This window comes from uncultured Veillonella sp., assembly GCF_963522475.1.
Lineage (GTDB): Bacteria > Bacillota > Negativicutes > Veillonellales > Veillonellaceae > Veillonella.
The window spans coordinates 1-21097 of sequence record NZ_CAUQYW010000018.1 but is presented as its reverse complement, the minus strand read 5'-3'; the positions used below and the strand labels follow the sequence as shown (position 1 = coordinate 21097).

Sequence of the window (21097 nt, the reverse complement as noted above, 5' to 3'; positions counted from 1 at the left end):
TGTGAATATATATTTATATGTATTGTGCTTGTTGATGCGGTATAGGACATTTAGCGGACAATTAAAAGACATTTGTCTTGTGGTTTAGTGTTTGCCCCCTTTTTTGCCCCCTAACAGGTATTCAGATAAACAAAGCCAGTATTTATCTGTAGTAATTGCTCAATACCTACTATCTCCGCCACGACTTAGAAAGCCCTTTAGGTTATATACCTAGAGGGCTTTTTATTATTGTATAGATCTAAGCATGGTACTTTTATATAGCCAATCTTTCTCCTCTATGATATGCTAACCTTATGTTTATTAGGTTTTTTGTAGAAAGGAGCTCGTATGAATCGACTTAGTTTCTCGCGAACTCAGATTTTAATTCTCGTCAGCGTATGGCTAACATTTTTGATTAGCTTTGTTATGCGTTTATCTTGGGCATCCTTGATGCCTATCGTTAATGAGGCCTTGAGCTTTACGCCTCAAATGGGTACAGCCTATTTATCTGCCTTTTATATGGGGTATGCCATCATGGTTCTACCAGGTGGTATCTTAGCGGATCGCATTGGTTACCGTTATACCATTTTAGTGAGCTTGCTTGCCATGGCTGTTATTACGGCATTGATGAGCACCATCGATAATTACACTTATGGTTGGGTATTGCGTTTCTTATTAGGTATTGTATCTGGTCCAGTACAAGCATCTTGTTTAAGTGCTATTGGGGATTACTTTGGTCCAAACCAACGTGGTGCGGCCGTAGGTATCTTCATGTCTTGTACATCCCTTGGGTTGACCACTGTAAACCTATATGCGCCATATGTGGCAACTAACTATGGTTGGCAAAATGCATTCCTTTTAACAGCCGTATTACCAATCCTTGTTTTCATTCTCAGCTATTTCACTGTTCGTAAACCAAGTGCTGATATCTTAGCGCAGCGGGAAGCAGAGGTGAGTGCTGCATCTGCTCATATAGGCGAAAAGACTTCTTTAAAGGAAAACTTGTTACATGTTTTGAAGAATCGCAACATTTGTTGTCTTGCCTTTGCAGGCTTCTTTGCTACCGGTGCTACCTGGGCCGTGGCGCAATGGTCAAACTTGTACATGGTTAAACAGCTCGGCGTTAATGCCATCTATGCAGGCCATGTAATGTCTGCCTTTGGTTTAGCCGCGCTTATTGCGAAACCGACTATTGGTATCTTGTCCGATATTTTACCGATTAAGAAGAATCATTTAGTAGCGCTTGTTATGTTCTTGTTTGCACCAGCATTGATCCTCTTTGCGAGCACCACAAATCCAGATATGCTCTTTATAACAGGTCCAATTCTTGGTATTGGTGCTTTCATGCATAGTGCTTTAACAAATGCTCTCGTAATTCAATCCGCAGCACCTCATTTACGCGGTACAACTGCAGGCTTTGTAAACTTGTTTAATCAGATCGGCGTTATGTTGGCACCTATGATTTTAGGTAGCATGTTAACAGCTACAGGTAGTTATCAATCTGCATTGATGACCCTTGCCATCGCACCAGTTATCGGTGCTATTGCATTGTTCTTTGTACGTCTTAAATAATGTGAAAGCATCATACAATAGGTTCCGCTGATTGTATGGAAACAAAATATGAAACAAAAGAGACTGAACTAGATCTCCCCAATAGGGGACAGTTCAGTCTCTTTTTCTACGTTACGAATAACTATATTTTATGATTATGGTTTTTGCGGTGCATGATAATCAGGTTGCGGTTTCCAATCACTCATAGGTGTATTTGGGGCTGGCATGTCCTGATTTTGAATGTCGAGAATCCAATCACTAGGTCGAGGCCCTTGTGGAGGAGGTGGTGGAACTGGCCCATATACACCTAGTTTAGACGGTGATAACCGTGGTTGATTAGAAGTGTAAGGGGATTTCAATTGATTTAGTGGTTTGTATACACCTTTTGGTGGTTGAACTCCAAATAATGGTTTACTTGCAGTTGGAGGTGGTGTGTTTATTGGTTTATATGGTCGAGGTGGTACATAGGGATTCGTAAAAGTATATGTAATTCGTTCCAATTCCAATGCATTGTGTAGAATGAATTGACCTATTTCAGCTATAGCAGAACCTTTAGTAGCGATATGAGCGCCTGTGGATAGAACAGAATGCTCGTTATTAGTGGCTCCAATAGGGGCACCGTTTACTTGGTAGAAATTTGCCGGTGCTACATGCCAATCCATAAGATAAATATCTTTAGATGTATTGCCTCGATGATATGTATAATTAGTTGAATAATCTGCAATGATATTCTGATTTTTGTATAGACTAATTGTACGAGCGTGAAGCGTACTGTAAGTAGCGCCTGCTTGTGCAAGACTGATTGTACTCAAGTCGATATATACGGTCTCTGAAGGACTATTATAAGCAATTTGGTATTGAGTAGGCTTATTTTCTAATTCATATTGTGAAATAGCACTAGCTGACTGTATGGTTGCCAAGGCTAGTATTATAAAGGGATATAGTTTTCTCATATTAGACCTCTCTTATGTGGCATTAGTATACCATAGTCATACATGTAATTCTATAAAAAATGCATATAAAGCTCCATAATATGTATATTGTGTATAATTGTCTTTTTGTTATATGATTAATGCATAGTTACAGGAGGTCTTGATATGGAAATTATCTGTTTTGGCGATAGTATTACTCGTGGTTATGACGTACCTTATGGTCAAGGGTGGGTTGAAATATGCGATGCATCTATAGAGGGGATGAATTTTACAAATTATGGTGAAGATGGATGCTCTGTACAGGGTATGATTTATAACATTGAAGAATGGGCGTCTACAGCTGTAGATAATCCAACACGTCATATCTTTTTGATGTGTGGTACTAATGATATATTACAAGGTCGAGATAGTGCGTATGTGTTCAAGACTTTGGTGAAAACTATTGAACTAGCAAGTACAAAGGGGACAGTTATCATTGGATTAGAAACACAAATCGATAGTGATATGGATGGACTCGACATTGTGGTGCGAGAGGTCAATGAACAACTGAAAGCCTATGCTGCAGAGCATAATTTAAAGGTTATAGACTTTTATACAACCTTATACGAAGCGGACCAAATTGGCCAAATTGTTTTTGCTGGTGAAGTGCACCCTAATGCACGAGGCTATCGTTTGATGGCTTATAAAGCGTTAGAAGTATTTACAAGATTATCGTAAAAAAATAAATCTAAGAATTTAATTGGTAAGATGCATAAAAAAGCCCCGAATGAGATACCTCATTCGGGGCTTTGGTGATTTATATAGTCTTTAGGTGTGAAGGTTTATAGCCTTCACGTTATAGTTAATTCGTAACGAATTATAGTTAGAATTAGCGAGTACGTGCGTTAGATACGCGAGCAGATTGTGCAATTGCGTATGCAGTACCTTTAACTAAATCGTAAGCATCAGCAGTGTTGCCAGATACTGTTACAGCTGCTACAGTGTCGTCAGTTACTGCGAACAATGCAGTTGCGTAAGGGTGTTGTGCACCGTTTGGAACAGTTACAGCACCAGATTTAACAACGATGTAACGGTTGCCATTGTTGAATACGTCATATTGAGCAGCTTGTTTTACGCCATCATAGCTTTCATTGTAAGCGAATAATGCAGCTACTTCACCACCTGCTACTTGACCAGTTTGTTGCATGGAACGCAATTTAGCAGCTGCTACAGCTGTTGGTTGAGTCATGTTAACAGTGATACGCAAGGAGTTGTTGTTTACAACTGCTTCAGTGATTACGTTTGTAGAGAATACGTTTGCAACGCCATCACCAGCACGGTTGTAGGAGCTAGCAGTTTTCACTTGGTAGCCGTTAGTGTATGCAGGCAAGTCGTAAGTATAGGATTTGCCGTTCAACAATAAGTCGAATGCATTTAATTGATTAGTTTTGTAACGAGAAACATATGCACTGCCGTTACCATTAGCTGTTACAGCAGTTACAGTTTCTTGGTATACTGGTTGGTTGTTAGTAGGGATTGGATCCATAATTTGAAGACCTACAGCTGTTGTTTGAGGGGCTACGAAGATTGGATCACCCAATTCTTTGGATACAGGCATTTGTTGAGCCATGTCACCGGCTGTGTAAGGGACAGCTGGTAATGGTTTGTAACCAGGGCGTGGTGCACTTGTTACGTAACCAGATTGGTAGGCTGGTGTAGCTGCTTGAGGTGCAGCGTAAGTATATTGCTCAGCTGCAGCGCGTTCGTAAGCACGTGCGTTAGCATCAACAGATGCTGCAAAAGCAGAGAAAGACATGGTTGTAGCTGCAAATACTGCGAAAGCAGTTGCTAAATGTTTTTTGTTCATAATAGTTCACTCCTAAATACATGATTTTACAAATAACACAAATACAAATACTAATCTGTATTATATATGAAATTCTACTAATTGTAAATAAAATATAAAATATTTTCTTAATTATAAACAAATATAATTTAATGAGTCAAATTTTGTACAATTAGGCACAGAATGTCATATTACTATATAATAGTAGTATAATAATATATTATATCGAATAATTTAGATTAATGCTATACCTAATAGTATAAATTTAAAAATAAGATGAAGTTTATGATTTCTATAAATTGAGATTGTGAAAGTTTCACTAGGGAGGTCTCATGAGTATTAGCGTCTATTATGGACGAGCAGGATCTGGTAAGACACGTGCCGTATATGAACGGATACGTCAAGTTATGACTGAGTATCCCGGAGAACCCATAATCTTACTTGTTCCTGAACCAGCTACGTATCGTGTAGAGCGGGAGCTTGCCGAGTTTATGCCTGAAAAAGGCTTTACTACGGTTCGCGTAGTCGGCTTTGGTCGTTTGGGATACCAAGTATATCAATCGATAGGGTCCAAAGGGGCCGGTCAATCAAGCTTATCTAGCTTTGGCCGGTCTATGTTGTTGCGTCTTGTTATGAAACGAAAACAAAAGGAGCTAGGTCTCTTAGAACAGGCTACTAAACGTCCTGAGTTTTCTTCTGTATTGCAACAGCTCTTTTCTGAGTTTCGCGCCTTCCGCGTCGGTCCTACAGACCTTGAACGTGGGGCGGAGTCCGTTAAAAATAAAGTATTACAAAAGAAATTGCAGGAACTTGCCATCTGTATGGCGGCCTATGAAGAGGAAATCAGTCGTCATGGGGAGCGCGACATCGATCCAATTATGGAAATCGTTGAGGCTTTGCCCCAATCCCCTCTGATGGAAAATAGCCATGTCTTTATCGATGGCTTCCATTGGTTTACACCTACACATTACGAGTTGATTTATACCTTGTTTGATTTGGCTAAGGAAGCAGTGATTACCATTGACTTGCCAATGGCGCCGAAGAGCCTAAATCTTGCACGTCGAGGGGAACATCTCTTTAGCCGTCCTTTAGAAATTTACGATACTTTAGTGGCTCGTTATGGATCCAGCATCAACTGGGTTGGATTTGACGGTAAACGGGGTCCTCAAATCGTACAAGAATTAGAAGCGAATTACTTTACTAGCCCTAGCAAGCCAAATTCTACAAATACTATTGTTCCACTCATTCGTGGATATAACCGAGAACGGGAAGCCGATGCGGTAGCTCGCCGTATTTTAGCCTACGTAGAATCTTCTCCAGAGGCTCGATACCGCGATGTGTGTATTATGCTTCGTGAGTCGGAAACTTATGGAGATACCTTAGAGAAGGTCTTCGGTCGTTATGGTATTCCGCATTTTATCGACCGCCAGCGGCCTATGAAAAACCATCCATTAGGCGAATTGTTGACGGCTCTCTTTGATATTGTGCGCCATAGCTACAGTCGAGATAGTATGTTCCTCTTGCTTAAAACAGACTTGATGCCCCTTACTCGTGAGGTCGTTGATGAACTAGAAAACTATGTCCTTGAATTTGGGATTGATCATTATAAATGGGAACGTGAAAGCTGGCCGTACTTACGAGGCTTTCATGAGGGCGAAGACGAAGAAAGTCATTTAGATGCACCGCGTAGAACCCGTGTTAACAAAGCGAGACAAACAATTATGGAAATTCTATCCCCGTGGTTTGATTTTGCGGCTAATGCGGATGGTCATACAGGTGCTGAGTGGGGAGTGGAGCTCTATGGTCTCTTAGAAATCTTGCAAGTGCCACAGCGTCTCTATGAATGGGCGAAGGATGCAGAAACTTTGGGTGATCAAGAGTCTAAAGCTAGCCATGAACAGATGTACAATGCGGTTATTTCTTTCATAGATGAAATCTCTATGGTTATGAAGGATGAAGTGTTGACCCTAGATGAGATGATTCTACTCCTTGAAGAAGGCTTGAGCGATGTAAATTACTCCATGATTCCTCCGTCCTTAGATCATGTGGTAATCACCACCATCGAACGTGGTTATAGCCAATGGTGGCCTAAGGTATTCGTCATGGGCCTCAATCAAGGAGTATTCCCACAAAGCATGGGAGACGAAGGTCTTATTAAGGATAAGGAACGTCAAGAATTAGCGGAGGCCGGCATTACCTTGGCTGAAGGGGCTTTGCCAAAGGCTTTCAACGAGAATTTCCTATTATACCTAGCTATGACGCGGGCATCCGATTCCTTGACGCTGTCCTATGCAAGCTCTGGTGAAGATGGAACAGGCCTTGAGCCATCTCTCGTAGTGAAACGATTAGAATCCCTTGGTTATGTAGATAAGCCTATAGATATTCCACTCTCCATTGAACCTGATACTGATTCGGATTATGTATGGAGACCTTTACAGAGTTTGTCCCTATTGTCTGAGCGCTGGGGTGCTCTCTTTAGTGGTCATGAGGTCAATCTATTGTGGTGGGGTCTCTATAATTGGGCTCGTGAAAGCGATACCTACCGCCCTCGTTTAGATGAGGTGTCTCGTGGTATTCGAGATAATAATGATGTACCTGTCATTACGAAGGATTTAGTGAATGGATTGTTCCTGTCTAAAGGATATATGTCTGGTTCTGTGACGCGTTTAGAGAGATATCAGCAATGTCCGTTTAAGTTCTATGCTCAATATGGTTTGAAACTAGAACCGCGACGTGTACGCTCCTTTGGTGCTCCTGAAATTGGTACATTCCTCCATGCTAACTTAGAGCGTTTAGGTAATTATCTATTAGATAACAATAAACAATGGCGTGACCTTAACGAAGAGGATCAACATAACTTGTGCCGCTCCGTGGCGGAAGAAATTTTACAAGAAAATCAGGGCGGCGAGGAAACGAGTGATGCCTACCAAAAGGCAATCGAGCAGCGTGTACAACGAACATTACATGTGACGGTAGACCGCCTTGTAGAGTGGTCCAAACGCAGTGATTTTGATACAAAATACTTGGAGCAAGATTTTGGTCGTCAAGGCGGCTGGGATCCGATTCGCGTACCCCTTGGAGAAGAGCGTTATTTACGCCTTATCGGTCAAATTGACCGTATCGATGAATATACCCGAGATGGTCAAACCTATGGCATGGTTATTGACTACAAATCGGGCGGCGCACATGTAACGGCCCAAGATGTATACTATGGCCTTAAATTGCAGCTCATGACCTATCTATTGGCCTTAGAATCTGCTTACGGTAAAACGCAAGGTAAATCTATGTCGCCTGCGGCTGTGGTGTATTCCTATGTGAAAAATCCTAAAATTCCCGCCGATGCGCCTATCTCTTATGAAGATGCAGTATCTTTGGCTAAGGAAAGCGATGCATGGCAAAATAGTGGGTACTTCTCAGACGATGTTGAGTTGTTGACGCATATCGACAATAAATTTTTGTCCTATGGATCTAAACGAGGACCATATGTACCAATTGCTACGAAAAAGGATCAAACTATTTCTAGTAGAGATTTGCGTAAGGTTAAGAATTCTGGCGAATTTGATGTTATGTGTCGTTACACCAATCACGTAATGGCCGACATCGGTCGCCACATCGGGGACGGTCAATTCCCAATTCAGCCATATCAGTTAAATAAGAATAGACCTTGTACATACTGTGATTACAATACTGTATGCCGCTTTGACTCTAGCCGTAATAAGTATAATTATCTGTCCGGCTTATCTGAAACTGATGCATTAGAACGGATGAAAGAGGTTCTAAACGAAGGAGGTGAAACCCATGGGTGTTAAATGGACGCCGGAGCAGGAGTCTGCCATCATAGCGCCGAAGGACTCGTCCTTAGATAATCAAACCTTACTAGTAGCAGCAGCGGCCGGTTCTGGTAAAACGGCAGTTCTTGTAGAGCGTATTATTACCCGGTTAAAAGACATGGATAATCCTTTATCCGTGCAAGAGCTCATGGTTGTAACCTTTACAAAGGCAGCTGCTCAAGAGATGAGTGCCCGCATTGGTCTTGCTTTGGCGAAAGCCATGGAATCCACCGAGGATGCAGCCATGCAAGAGCGCCTCGAACGACAGCTCAATTTGTTGCCGTCTGCTCATATTTCTACGTTGCACTCCTTCTGCCAATGGGTGATTCGGTCTTACTTTTACAAGCTCGATATTAATCCTACTGCTCGCATCGGTAACGAAGCAGAAATGGCATTGTTACAACAAGAGGTGCTAGCAGATTTATTGACTAAATCCTATGAAGAGGGCCTTTATAATATCTATGAATTGGCAGACTTCTTTAGTGATGATAAATCGGATGCAGGCTTAACGGCGAAGATTATGTCTTTATATAACTACGCCATGTCTCTTGGCAATCCTGATGGGTGGTTACGAAAAGCCTTAGAGCCTTATAAGGAGGCTATGGCTATAAACCCTAGTGATACTCTATGGGGCCAATATATGTGGGACAACCATATAGCTGTTATTGACCGCATTCGCGAGCGCTTAGAGCGGATGGAACAAATCTTATTGGATCCAGTGGGGCCTCATAAATGGCAAAACATTTACGATAACCAACTAGCCGCACTAGGCATGCTTTCATCAGCCCAAACTTGGGATGATATGGGTGAAGCTTGTAAGCATACGGATACCTTTATTAAGGATCAGTTCCGCATGGGCTCAAAAGAGGCGCAAGCCTTTGACCCTATATTGGTAGAAGAGTTTAAATCCTTAGGTTCCCAAAATAAAGATGACCTTAAAGCGATGCAAGGGGCTGTGTTTACTGTGCCAGAAGCTACTTTGCAAGACCAGTTCAAGGCTCAATATCCAATCATTGAAGGTCTAGTAGAGCTCACGATTGCGTTCCATAAGGCGTATCGAGATATGAAACAAGAACAAGGCATCATGGACTTTAGTGACTTGGAGCATCTATGCTTGGCTCTTCTCATTGAGCCTGGCACAGAGGATGACCCTCAGCCATCCGATGTAGCGAAGGAGCTGCAAGATACTTTCAAAGAAATCATGGTCGATGAATACCAAGATACGAATGGTGTTCAAGAGACCATTATCAATTTGATTTCTCGCGTCGACAATCGGTTCTACGTAGGGGACGTGAAGCAAGCGATTTATAGTTTCCGTATGGCCGATAGTTCTCTGTTTATGGAGAAATACAATACCTACGGCGATACTGATGCGGTAGAGCGCCGTATTGACCTAGCAAAGAATTTCCGATCTCACGAAAATATTTTAGCCGCTACGAACTTCTTGTTCTATCAAATCATGACGGAAGAGGCGGCAGAGCTAAATTATACGGAGGCAGAATCCCTCATTCCTGGCCGTATCGTAGAGGATGCACCTGAGGATTGGGTTGGAGGAGACGTGGAATTGCAGCTCTTAGATGTGAGTAAGGATACCCTCAGCGCTAGTGAAAGCGACGAAGATGAAGGTGATGACCCTGAAAACAACGAGCGTGAGCTAGATTTCATCATCCAAAAGATTAAGGAAATCCATGCTGCCAAGAAAAAGGTGCAAAATCCAGATGGTACGTTCCGTCAAATTGAGTGGCGTGACTTTGCTGTTTTGCGTAGATCCTTGGCCGGTTGGGGCACTCGTGCTGTAGAGGCCATGCGCCAAGCGGGTATCCCTGCGTTGGTAAACGAACGAGATGGCTACTTTGAAGCACAGGAAATTCAACTCTTATTAGCATTGTTATCTATCATAGATAATCCTGAACAAGACTTGCCGATGGCAGCAGTGTTGCACTCTGGCCTTGTAGGGCTTGATGCAAACGAACTAGGTGCACTGCGCCTATCTGGTGAGGGCTCTTTGTGGTCTCTCATGCCAGCCTATGCCGAAGAGGCTCAAGATGAGCGTTTATTAGCGTTTATTGGCCATATGGAGCGTTGGCGTACCTTGTCGCGCCGTCACGGTGTGACCGATTTGCTATGGGATATTTACGAATCTCAAGATTATGTAAACTATGTAGGGGCTATGCCGAATGGTCTCGTGCGCCGTGCGAACGTGCTTGCCTTATACGACCGAGCTAAAGGCTATGAAGCCTCTGGCTTCCGTGGTCTCTTTAGATTCTTGCGCTTTGTTGAAAGCTTGCGCGATAGCAACCAAGATATGCCCCTTGCTAATGTGGTGAGCGAAGCGGACAATGTGGTGCGCCTCATGACCATCCATAAGAGTAAAGGACTTGAATTCCCTGTGGTGTTCTTATCTGGCGTTCAAAAACGGTTCAATATGATGGATCTTCGTTCAGAACTCCTCATCGATAAGAATGCAGGACTTGGTCTTAAGGGATATTTCCCAGATATTCGGGTGTCTTTCCCAACTATGCCGTGGTTCTACGTGAAAGACGTAAAAGAAGCAGCCCTCAAAGCAGAGGAACAGCGTATTCTCTATGTAGCCTTAACACGGGCTCGAGATAAATTGTTCCTAACGGGTTTTGTGAAGGGGTTCAAGAATTCTGCAGGTAAACTATCTAGTTTAGGTGAGCTCATTAACAATGTTGCCGCTGTAGCAGGACAACAGTTGCCGACGGATGTTATCACCCAAGCTAATACGTATCTAGAATGGTTAATTATGGGTTTTACTCGTCATTTGGACGGTGGTAACCCATTGCGCGTAGCCATTGAGTACGAAGGACCGACCTATTTTGACTTGCCAGACAAGAAGTGCCGCATAAAGGTTGAAATTCACGATGGTTCTCTTTATGGTAATCTTGATTATAAAGCAGATATTGATGAAATTACCATCAATAAGGTGCGAGAATTACAAGCTGTTAACTCTGTGGAATTACCACAAGAAATAATAGATCGCTTTAACTATACCTATCCGTACAGCGACGCTACGCGGCGCACGGCTAAGATTTCCGTCAGTGAATTGAAACGGCGATTCCAAGAACGGGAACTTGAAGCAGGCACTATTGATACCCTAAACGAACCGATTGTAACGGTAGATACAGGGGCTAAACGAGCTGTATCGGATGCAATCTTAGGTCAAGCTATTAAGCTAGATGTTCGTAATGCTGATGATTTAGCAAATTCTGTATTTGGCCGCAAGCCGCAAGCATTGCAGTCCGAAGAGGATGTGTTGACAGGGGCTCAATGGGGTACTTTGATGCATGAAGCCATGCAATGGCTACCTCTTGCACAGTATACTCAAGCTTCTTTAACGAAAGAGCTTGATGCACTTGTAACGAAAGGGACTTTCACAGAGGAAGAACGAAATCTATTAAGTGATACGAGTCTCTATAAATTCTTTAGTTCTGACCTTGGAAAGCGTCTTATCAATGCAAAGCGCATAGAACGTGAATTGCCGTTTAGTATGCTCTTTGACGGAAAACGGGTATACGATACCTTAGAGGACGGCGAAAATCTATTCCTCCAAGGTATTATCGATACTGCCTTTGAAGAAGACGGTGAGTGGGTTCTTGTAGATTACAAGACGGACCGCGTCAAATCTGGGGAAGACCTTATCAAGCGCTATAAAATACAAATGGATCTCTATAAAGAGGCTTTACAGCGATTGACAGGGATGCCTGTGAAAGCATGTTATATTTATAGCTTCCGCTTGCATGATGCAATTATTGTAGATTAATTTAGCTATTTACACATGATTAGAGGAATTCTCTATTAGTGTGTAATATGTTGTAACAATTAAATATCTAATACACATAAAAAAGCTCTCTATCTTTTGATAGAGAGCTTTTGTGTTATATATGTGGTAATTTAGGCAAATTCAAAGCCTTTTTCTTCTTGTGCTTTGCTGGCGCAAATACTTTCAGTACACGCGGTAATACTTGGATATCTACAGGCATGGATGGACCTTGGTCACCGTCCATATTAGTAGGTAAATCACCGATGTTAGATAATAGTTCGATATGAGCTTTTTTAACGGTTAACGTTGTTGTATAACGGGAGTTATATATAGCACCGCTAATGATGAGTGGTAATACGCTAAGAATATCTAGGATAAAGTATTCTTTGAATATAATGATACGCATATAACCATCGTCTACAGAGGCTTCAGGCATAAAGCGTTCAAAGCTAGATACTACATTGGTAAGCAGTGCTAATACGAGTGGTGATTTACAAATAAAATCATCATTCTCTGTTTGGATGCGATACGTATAGTCCTTTGTTGTGAACAATGCTTGACCTGCTCGTAAGAAGTAGGCAAGAGGGCCTAAAATGCTTTTTTCTTTTGGTGTAACCTCTTCGATTACCTTTGGAATAACACCGGCTGCGATATTATTGCAGAAATATTTATCATTGCACCGACCAATATCAATAGTACGCGTTTGATTAATATCGATACGTTTGATTGCTTGTATAGGGTTTTGGTGAATGCCAAGAGCACGGGACATATCGTTAACAGTGCCTACAGGGATAAAACCAAAGGTAGATTTGAATCCCCCTTGGGCAATACCATTTACAGTTTCGTTTACGGTGCCGTCACCGCCCATGCAGAATACAGCATCAAATCCACGTTCGCAAGCATCTTTTGCAAAACGTGTAGCATCGCCTTCACCGGTGGTGAATTTGACCTCGATTGTTTCGAATAAGGTGCTCAATTTCCATTGTAAATCGAGGGCATAACGGCGCGCCGCACCGCCACCCGATACAGGGTTTATGATTACCAAACAACGGCTCATGATTTAACTTCCTTACTTTCAAAAATGAGATATAGCTATTATCTATCGTTAAATTGACAGTCTTAGATATGAGCTCTATAATTACATTATATACACTAAATTACATATGACATATTCATTCAAAATACAAAATATACCGTACAATATATTATACTCATTTTAGCCGTTCTTTGAAAGTACGAAAGAGATAACGGGCCACAAGGTTAGGGGATATTAATGGGACGACAAGATTCAAAAGATAAATACAAATTGTCCGCTGTGGATTCTATTGAAAGATTACCGCTAAGCGAACAAGTTTATTTAACCTTGAAAACAGCTATCTTAACAGGCGAGTTGATGCCTCAAGAAAAGCTTAATGAGGTTAAAATAGCAGAACAATTACAAGTGAGTGCTACACCTGTACGTGAGGCATTCCGTAAATTGGCGAAAGATAATCTCGTAGTTATTGTCCCTTGGAAGGGTGTTACGGTAAAAGCTGATACGCCTGAAGAAATTATTGCCTTGTACCAAGTGCGTGAAGTAATGGAAGGTCTTGGGGCAAGATTGTGTGCACGTAATGCTACGGATGAGCAAATTAAAGAGTTAAGAGATATTTGTAAAGAAATGCATCAAATTGAAGATGCTACAGAACGTGTTGAAGTCAACAGTCGTTTCCATACAATGATTGCTCACTACTCTGGTAATGAACGTGTGGTAGAATATCTTGCTAGTTTTCGCGAACGTGTTAACCGTGATATGTATATCAGCTCTTTTAATGCTGTACGTACTCATGATTGTGACGATGAACATGATCACATCGTGGATGCCATTGAAAGCCATGATGAAGTGGCCGCAGAAACAGCTATGCGTCAGCACATCACTAATGCATTTATCTTTAAAAAAGCAAATGCTGAAGTACAACATAAAAATCTTAATGAAGTATAATGCCTATTGTTGGCATGCTTAATGAAAGGCTCCGTCACTGGCGGGGCTTTTTTATATTACGTGAAGTTAATTCATTTTTGAATCGGCTTTAGGGTGTGCTGTATTCCGTGTATGATTTAGAAACTCCAAACGCTTATAGTGCGATGTAAGGTGGGCATTACAGTTTTTGTAATCTACAATACGTAGTCTCACTAGTTGCCCTACGTTAATTTGAAAGGCTTGAGCAATTTTAAAGAGAATTTCTAAGGACATGCCAGAGATACCTGTACCACATTCTAACTTGCTCAAGTAACTACGGCTTATACCTATATGGTGTGCTAGCTCGTGTTGCGACATATTGAGCGATATGCGGATACTGGCAATTTTATGCCCTAAACAGACATATTGATGCTGTAAAAAGGGATCTTCATAAGTATTGATTCGTAGTTCAGTTAGCGATGTTGATGCGGATTTCATAGGGATTCCTTTCTTTTCCCTGCTCTCTAAATATAGTATACTGAGACTATCGACAATTGACTAATATATATAACTAGATAATTATCGGATATTCTAGATATATTCTAGATAATTACACGAATTGTGAAAATCGTAGAATACTACTGTAAGTATAGGAGGGAATATGGAAAAATACATAGCAGTTGCCCTCGGTGGAGCTATTGGTGCTTTATGTCGTATGGCAATGGGGGAATGGGTTATGACAAAGGTGAGCTCCTTTCCGTACGGCACAATCGTAGTAAACCTCATCGGTTGCTTTATTATTGGCCTTGTGTTAGGTTTATATATTCAAAAGCCAGATTTGCCACAATGGGCAAGATTTTTCCTCGTTGTAGGCGGTCTAGGTGCTTTTACAACATTTTCTACCTTTGCCTTTGAAATGTTACAACTCATGATGACGGAGTCTTATGTACAGGCTTTTTTCTATGGCTCTGTACAAGTTGTAGGAGGCTTAATCCTTTGCTGGATTGGTGTACTACTTGCGCGTATACTCGGTGCAATCTGATCTTAGTAAATAAGGTGACTTGAGTTACAGCATAAATACATCTATTTTTATATGATTATTTGGTAAGATACATAGAATTCTAGATTATAAAGGGAGATATTATGAAATCCATTAGAACACAAGATGCCGTAGGACATGCATTAATTCATGATTTAGTGCGTATTGTCATCGGTGAGGTGAAAGATACGCCATTCCGTCGTGGCCATGTTATTACGGAAGAGGATATTCCTAAATTATTGGATCTTGGTAAAGAGCATATCTTTGTGATGGAACCTGAGGATGAAGGATTCTTGCACGAAGAGGACGTGGCACGTGCTTTGTACAATATGGCAGGTGGCGAAAATATGCACGATGGACCTATGGCGCAAGGTAAAATCGAAGCTATTGCGGACGTAGACGGTCTCTTTAAAGTTGATGTAGATCGCTTACATGCTATTAATAGTATTGGTGAGCTTACTATCGTAACGAGATTTAATAATACACCGGTGAAAGTAGGCGATAAATTAGCGGGTATGCGTTGTATTCCATTGTTATTAGAGGAACAACAAGTGGAGGATGCAAAGAAAATCGCTAATGGCAAGCCTTTACTTAATGTAAAACCATTCGTACGCAAAACAATGGGCATTGTTACTACTGGCTCCGAAGTATTCGAAGGTCGTATTAAAGATGCTTTCACCCCAATCATTGAAGAACGTTGTGCAGAGTTTGGTGTAAAAAAGGTAGCCCATGAAATCGTAACGGATAATACAGACGATATTGTAGCGGCTATCGACAAGATAAAAGCAGCTGGTGCTGATATTATTTTTTGTACCGGCGGCATGAGCGTTGACCCAGACGATTTAACACCAGGTGCGATTAAACGTTATGCAGATCGTATAGTTACCTATGGTTTGCCTGTATTACCAGGTTCCATGGTGTGTATTGCGTACTGTGCAGATGGTACACCAATTCTTGGCGTTCCAGGTGGCGTATTGTTTAGTAAACCTACAGCCTTTGATGAAATCTTGCCACGTCTTGTAGCGGATGATGAAATTACTAAAGAAGACTGCATTCGCATGGGGCATGGCGGTTTTTTAGGATAATCCTTTTATAGAAGATCAAAAAACTATATAAGTCTATACAAAAAGCGGGTAGATATCTACCCGCTTAATTTGTTCGTGTAATTATTTTGTTAAAATGATTTTTTCCCTAGTGTAGGGTGGCTACAACGTTTTAGAGTTAATGTATCAATCATGTGAACAGCTTCGTCCAATGTGATATCCTCACGCTTCGTAGGCGTTTCAAGCACTGCCAACGGATGGTCAGTGCCTACCTCACCAGAGGGCAAGTAAATATATTCTTGGTTGATAGAATCACCAAAGATATAGCCTGCTTGTAAATGTTCTTTATGAATGCGACTCATAGTCTCTCCTTACATGATTTGTTTTAGTGTAAAGTCTAGATAGTCTGCAGATACTAGTTCTAGCTTAGTGGTGCCAAATTCCTTTGGAATACGTTTAAAGGAAATTTGGTCGTGTAAATGACCAAAGATACAAGTATCTACTTTGTATTGCTCCATAAGGTCCGTGAAGCCAGAAGGGGCATTGGACTCGTTAAATGGAGGATAGTGTAACAATAAGATTTTTGTTACTGGTATGTTGTCTATATCTATTGTTGATAGATAGGTCTTATTAGAATCTGTTGTATCAGACTTATTAAGATTTGTTGTATCAACCATTGCTTCAGCAGTGATTTTTTCTCTTAGTATGTCTACAGCTTTATTCATTTCTAGTAATGCTGCTTCGGTGCGCATGAGTTCTCTATCGTAAATAGACTGGTCTGTTTCTGGTGTGAAATGGGAGTCTCCAGGACAGAGATAGGCGCGTGTTCCACCAAAGGCAATAATGCGAGGGCCTTCTTCTGTTTGAATGAGTTCTGCTGTACCATGGCCTTGTAAAAAGGTGATCGCATTACCCATGAGGTTGCGCATCTTGTTAGCGGAGGACCACCAGTAGTCGTGGTTACCGCGAATCATATATTTTTTGCCGGCCATGGATGCAATTTCTTGTAAATCGCAAGCTGCTTCATCAAGGCGAAGGGCCCAACTCATGTCACCTACGAGAAAGACGATGTCATCATCTGTCACACGGGCCACCCAATCTTCTTTGATACGGCTCCAGTGATTATCCCAGTGAGGACCAAAAATATCCATCGGCTTTGTGGGAGGATTGCCAGATAGATGGAGGTCGCCGATGGCAAATACTTTCATAAACATCCTTTCAAATATATTATCAAAATTATTTAGATATAATTTGTATATTAAACTATTTAGAGGCGTGGAAGTACGGCGCAATGTCTTGAATGATTTTTGCAGCTCGTTCCTCGTCGCAAGTTTGAGGAATTTTGTAACCCACGTAAAGTGGTGTTGTGACATAACGGGCTACTACTTTAATATAATCGTATCCGTCCTCAAGGTTATATATAAAATAGTTATAAGACTGACTGTAATTAGCGATGCTACGCAAAACATAACGTAGCACTTGTTGCAATCGGACGGCCACAGAACGAACGGGCGCATCTGGTTTGAATCGAATGTTGTACTCGAAGAAACCAATGATGGGTTGGGTAGACAAGGTGATGCGCACATCTTGATCTTCGTGCAAGAGCCAGCCTTCCATATTTTGAGCCGTAATATCTTCGTGGTAATCGTAATCCTCGAGGCCTATAATTTGGCTGTGAGGGTGGCGGATGGAACCGCCAGACATGTATCCGTGATTCTTGAAGAAGAGTACAGATTTAAACTCTTTACGTTGACAAGTTTCGCGCCATTTATCGAGGCCAAACTGCAAAATGCGAGCTGCTTCGTCTGGTGGTAATGTAGAAAACTCACCTTCGTCCGATTCTGTTTCGATGATAACCGTTGGCCATGTTTTATCTAATACAGGATATTTGTTCATGAGCCATATGATATGACCTGATGTATCTAGGATATCCTTTAATTTAGAACGATCACAGAAGGGGCAGCGCACTTCTTCGTTGCGAATATTTACAGGCTTAGTACGCCCTAGTGCGATGTTAAATCGTAGTGGTTTATTCATCATGTGCCTCCTTCCGTATAAGAAAATCTATACTCTTAATCATACCATAATTAGCCCATTCGTACATGAAATAATGGTATAATAATAGGGTATTATTTTAACGTTAAAGGAGGCCCTATGAAACCGACGACGCTCGTATTTCCCATTGATGAACATAATCGCATATTGCTAGGTCGTAAGAAACGTGGTTTCGGGGCTGATAAATATAATGGATTTGGCGGTAAACTCGAGGCTGGTGAAAGCTTCCGAGACTGTGCTATTCGCGAATTATTCGAGGAATCTGGACTTCATGGCCGTCCGGAAGATTTAGAATGTGTGGCGGCTTTTGACTTTCAATTTCCTTTTGATGAAAGCTTAACACATGTAGGTTATGTGTACTTTTTGCGTGCTTTCACAGGCAATGTAGAGGAAACAGACGAGATGGAGCCTCATTGGCTAACAGTAGACGAAATTCCTTACGACCGCATGTGGGATGGTGACCGCCAATGGTTGCCGATGCTGCTGGAAGGCAAAAAATTAAAAGGTCCTATCGTATTTGGCCGAGATAATAGTATGGTAGATAAGATGGATCTGACCACTGTGGATATCGTTCTTGAAAGCGAACACTTGGCGCGCATTGATCTGTATATTAATGGTTAAGAGGTAATATGACTGATAAAAAGAACCCTAAGTGGGTGCCACAGCTATTGGCGTGGTATGATGTGCATAAACGGGAATTGCCATGGCGTGATTGTGGAGATCCCTATAAGATTTGGGTTTCTGAGGTGATGAGCCAGCAGACGCGCATTGAGGCGATGAAGCCCTATTATGACAATTGGATGCGTTTATTCCCAACCTTGGAGGACCTAGCAAAGGCCTCTGAGGATGAGGTGGTTCACGCTTGGCAAGGGCTCGGTTACTATAGCCGTGCTCGCAACTTGCGCCTTGGCGTAAAGGACGTCGTGGAAAACTACGGTGGTAATGTGCCCCGTGACCGCAAGACTATGGAGTCCTTGAAGGGCGTAGGATCTTATACAGCTGGAGCTGTGCTATCCATGGCGTACAACGAACGTGAGGCAGCTGTAGACGGCAATGTACTGCGCATTTACGCTCGTTTATATCGCATCTTTGATGATATTTTGAGCACTAAAGGTAAGAAGGCCATAACTGCAATTGTAGAGGAAACATTACCTCACGATCGACCTGGTGATTTTAACCAAGCCTTAATGGATTTTGGCTCTGCTGTGTGTATTCCAAAAACTCCGCGCTGTGGAGAATGTCCTATTGTAAACATGTGCGCAGCATATCAACATAAGAATACGGACAAATTACCTGTGCGCATCAAGAAAACAAAGGTAGTAGAGGTCCCTCTATTTGTGGGTATCTTGCAATATGAAGACTATTATCTATTGCACAAACGTCCTAATCACGGATTGTTACGGTCCATGTGGGAATTCCCTTCGGTGGAAATGGTGTTTACCTTTGACGAGGGTGAACGAGGTCTTGAAGAATTAGTTAAGAACCTAGGTTTTGAACTAGCTTTACAACCTGTATTGGTAAAAGAAATAACACATGTTTTCTCTCATCGAAAATGGTTTATGAAAGCATTCCGCGGCGATTTAACGTACGTAGGAGATGCTAAAAATATAACGATCGGAGCTATCCAAAAGCAATTGCCGAAGGATTGGATGCTCATCAAGCGGGACGAGTTCGCCAACTATGCTTGGGCAGGTCCTCATGGTAAATTGACGGAGATGGCAAAATAATTTGTAGGAGCAATGAATGAGAATTCTATTTAATATCATTTTTTCTGCTATCCTTGTAATAGGACTGGTAGGATTTTGGGCGCTTTTCCTCAACTTGTGGAAGCCTAAAAAGAAATGGCCTGCTTGGGTGGGTTATCTAATTATTATCGGTGCGTGGTTCGCTGCCATCCGATACTATATACTCAATCAAGTGGATCTATACGGAACGATGTATTATCCGTTGATGAATCTATTCCGTACTGAAAGTTACGGTTTTCTCTTTGGCTTATTCTTGGCTATTCCTGTATTCATCGTCCTAGGTTTACTATACTGGGCGGTTAATAAAATTTGGAGCAAAACGCCAGAGGAAAATAGAACAGGCCGTCGTGCTTTCTTTAGAACGGCAGCCACAGTGGTGCCGTTAGCAACCATAGGCGGTTCTAGCTATGCAGCCTATGTAGGGCAACATGAGATTGAGGTCACTCATGAAAGCTTTGGATATACGAACTTACCGCCTGGGTTAAAGGATTATAAAATCGTTCAACTCAGTGATATCCATGTAGGGCCAAGCATCGACTTAGATGATCTTGATGAAATTTTAAAGCTCGCCCTTGTAGAAAAGCCTAATCGCGTTGTTATCACTGGTGATTTAATCGATAAACTAGCTTGGTTGCCACAAGTCTGTGAAAGATTAACAACCTTTGCAAAACAAATTCCAGACGGTGTAGATTTCATATTAGGTAATCACGAATACCATCACGATGTGAATAAGGTACTAGATGAACTGAAACATAATACACCGATGAATATCCTTGTGAATAGCAACATTCAAATTATGGGCGGTAAACAACCTGTATATATTGCAGGTGTTGCGTACGACAATGATCGAGAAAAAGAAAAACGTGAAGCTATGATTGATAAGGCTTTATCCGGTATTCCAGACTATGCCTTTGTCATCCTATTGGCCCATCACCCTGAATTTTTTGAAGAAGCTATTGAACGTAAAATTCCTTTGACCCTCTCTGGTCATACTCACGGTGGTCAAATCGTATTCATGGGCATGCCGTTGGTACCAACAGGTACACCATATACAAAAGGTCGATACGTAGAAGAACAAAGCGTGTGCTACGTTAATAACGGATCAGGACACTGGTTCCCAATCCGCATCAACTGCCCACGAGAAATTACAGTCATTACATTCTTTGATGGAGTAGCTTAGAAGCAAAGGTGAGTGTCATAGAATAAAAGTGAGCTCATTACCATATGTATATCTTGGTATAGTGATATTTTACGCTTTAGGTTTTCTTCTTATTAAGTATGTAATGAAGTCATAATTTAAAATAAAACCCCGATACGTTATGATATGTACCCCCTTTACTGGACAACCAGTAAAGGGGGTATTTTCATGAGATAT

17 protein-coding genes are annotated in these 21097 nt (G+C 41.6%); 10 read left to right on the top strand and 7 right to left on the bottom strand.

Annotated features, from left to right (window positions below; all coding sequences use genetic code 11):
- Positions 1 to 327 precede the first annotated feature (327 nt).
- The gene (locus tag RWP19_RS08720) at positions 328 to 1551 is read left to right on the top strand and encodes an MFS transporter (RefSeq protein WP_195186201.1); all 1224 of its coding nucleotides are present in this window, start codon (positions 328 to 330) and stop codon (positions 1549 to 1551) included.
- A gap of 134 nt (positions 1552 to 1685) precedes the next feature.
- Here the strand turns inward: RWP19_RS08720 and RWP19_RS08715 are convergent, their stop codons facing one another.
- Positions 1686 to 2483: a hypothetical protein gene (locus RWP19_RS08715; protein WP_314357345.1), complete on the bottom strand. Its 798-nt coding sequence runs from the start codon at positions 2481 to 2483 to the stop codon at positions 1686 to 1688.
- Positions 2484 to 2627: 144 nt separating this feature from the next.
- Between RWP19_RS08715 and RWP19_RS08710 the strand changes: the two genes are divergently transcribed.
- Positions 2628 to 3179 carry a GDSL-type esterase/lipase family protein gene (locus RWP19_RS08710; RefSeq protein WP_314357344.1) on the top strand — a complete coding sequence of 184 codons (552 nt, stop codon included), beginning with the start codon at positions 2628 to 2630 and terminating at the stop codon, positions 3177 to 3179.
- A gap of 151 nt (positions 3180 to 3330) precedes the next feature.
- Here RWP19_RS08710 and RWP19_RS08705 read toward each other — a convergent pair whose 3' ends face one another.
- The gene (locus RWP19_RS08705) at positions 3331 to 4308 is read right to left on the bottom strand and encodes a hypothetical protein (RefSeq protein ID WP_314357343.1); all 978 of its coding nucleotides are present in this window, start codon (positions 4306 to 4308) and stop codon (positions 3331 to 3333) included.
- A 311-nt stretch (positions 4309 to 4619) separates the two neighbouring features.
- Between RWP19_RS08705 and RWP19_RS08700 the strand changes: the two genes are divergently transcribed.
- Both RWP19_RS08700 and addA read left to right on the top strand, forming a co-directional pair.
- Positions 4620 to 8096, top strand: a complete 3477-nt coding sequence (locus tag RWP19_RS08700; protein WP_314357342.1) for a PD-(D/E)XK nuclease family protein — start codon at positions 4620 to 4622, stop codon at positions 8094 to 8096.
- Positions 8086 to 11901 carry a helicase-exonuclease AddAB subunit AddA gene (gene addA / locus RWP19_RS08695; RefSeq protein WP_314357341.1) on the top strand — a complete coding sequence of 1272 codons (3816 nt, stop codon included), beginning with the start codon at positions 8086 to 8088 and terminating at the stop codon, positions 11899 to 11901. The genes RWP19_RS08700 and addA overlap by 11 nt, the downstream gene beginning before the upstream one ends.
- A 115-nt stretch (positions 11902 to 12016) precedes the next feature.
- Here addA and RWP19_RS08690 read toward each other — a convergent pair whose 3' ends face one another.
- Positions 12017 to 12958, bottom strand: a complete 942-nt coding sequence (locus tag RWP19_RS08690; RefSeq protein ID WP_314357340.1) for a diacylglycerol kinase family lipid kinase — start codon at positions 12956 to 12958, stop codon at positions 12017 to 12019.
- A 216-nt stretch (positions 12959 to 13174) separates the two neighbouring features.
- On the opposite strand from RWP19_RS08690, the gene RWP19_RS08685 reads away from it, so the two are divergent.
- Positions 13175 to 13882, top strand: a complete 708-nt coding sequence (locus tag RWP19_RS08685) for a GntR family transcriptional regulator (protein WP_295259108.1) — start codon at positions 13175 to 13177, stop codon at positions 13880 to 13882.
- Between the two features lie 66 nt (positions 13883 to 13948).
- On the opposite strand, the gene RWP19_RS08680 is transcribed toward RWP19_RS08685, so the two are convergent.
- On the bottom strand, positions 13949 to 14338 hold the full coding sequence (locus tag RWP19_RS08680) for a helix-turn-helix transcriptional regulator (RefSeq protein WP_314357338.1): 390 nt from the start codon (positions 14336 to 14338) through the stop codon (positions 13949 to 13951).
- Between the two features lie 163 nt (positions 14339 to 14501).
- On the opposite strand from RWP19_RS08680, the gene crcB reads away from it, so the two are divergent.
- Together crcB and RWP19_RS08670 are read left to right on the top strand one after the other, a co-directional pair.
- On the top strand, positions 14502 to 14882 hold the full coding sequence (crcB, locus tag RWP19_RS08675; RefSeq protein ID WP_295207699.1) for a fluoride efflux transporter CrcB: 381 nt from the start codon (positions 14502 to 14504) through the stop codon (positions 14880 to 14882).
- Positions 14883 to 14983: 101 nt separating this feature from the next.
- Entirely contained in the window at positions 14984 to 15964 is a 981-nt protein-coding gene (locus tag RWP19_RS08670; protein WP_314357337.1) for a molybdopterin-binding protein, read from the top strand.
- A gap of 89 nt (positions 15965 to 16053) precedes the next feature.
- On the opposite strand, the gene RWP19_RS08665 is transcribed toward RWP19_RS08670, so the two are convergent.
- The 3 genes from RWP19_RS08665 to RWP19_RS08655 are packed head-to-tail and all read right to left on the bottom strand — an operon-like array spanning position 16054 to position 17959.
- On the bottom strand, positions 16054 to 16284 hold the full coding sequence (locus RWP19_RS08665; RefSeq protein WP_295207705.1) for a hypothetical protein: 231 nt from the start codon (positions 16282 to 16284) through the stop codon (positions 16054 to 16056).
- A gap of 9 nt (positions 16285 to 16293) precedes the next feature.
- Positions 16294 to 17130: a metallophosphoesterase gene (locus tag RWP19_RS08660; protein ID WP_314357336.1), complete on the bottom strand. Its 837-nt coding sequence runs from the start codon at positions 17128 to 17130 to the stop codon at positions 16294 to 16296.
- A 55-nt stretch (positions 17131 to 17185) separates the two neighbouring features.
- A complete protein-coding gene (locus RWP19_RS08655; protein WP_295207711.1) occupies positions 17186 to 17959 on the bottom strand; it encodes a DUF4931 domain-containing protein in 774 nt (257 codons plus the stop codon).
- Positions 17960 to 18076: 117 nt separating this feature from the next.
- Between RWP19_RS08655 and RWP19_RS08650 the strand changes: the two genes are divergently transcribed.
- From RWP19_RS08650 to RWP19_RS08640, 3 genes are read left to right on the top strand one after another with little or no spacing between them, the layout of a single operon-like run.
- Positions 18077 to 18598 carry an 8-oxo-dGTP diphosphatase gene (locus RWP19_RS08650; RefSeq protein ID WP_314357335.1) on the top strand — a complete coding sequence of 174 codons (522 nt, stop codon included), beginning with the start codon at positions 18077 to 18079 and terminating at the stop codon, positions 18596 to 18598.
- An 8-nt stretch (positions 18599 to 18606) separates the two neighbouring features.
- Positions 18607 to 19704, top strand: a complete 1098-nt coding sequence (gene mutY, locus RWP19_RS08645) for an A/G-specific adenine glycosylase (RefSeq protein WP_314357334.1) — start codon at positions 18607 to 18609, stop codon at positions 19702 to 19704.
- Positions 19705 to 19720: 16 nt separating this feature from the next.
- Positions 19721 to 20902, top strand: coding sequence for a metallophosphoesterase (locus RWP19_RS08640; RefSeq protein WP_314357333.1), 1182 nt, complete (start codon positions 19721 to 19723; stop codon positions 20900 to 20902).
- Positions 20903 to 21097: the final 195 nt, after the last annotated feature.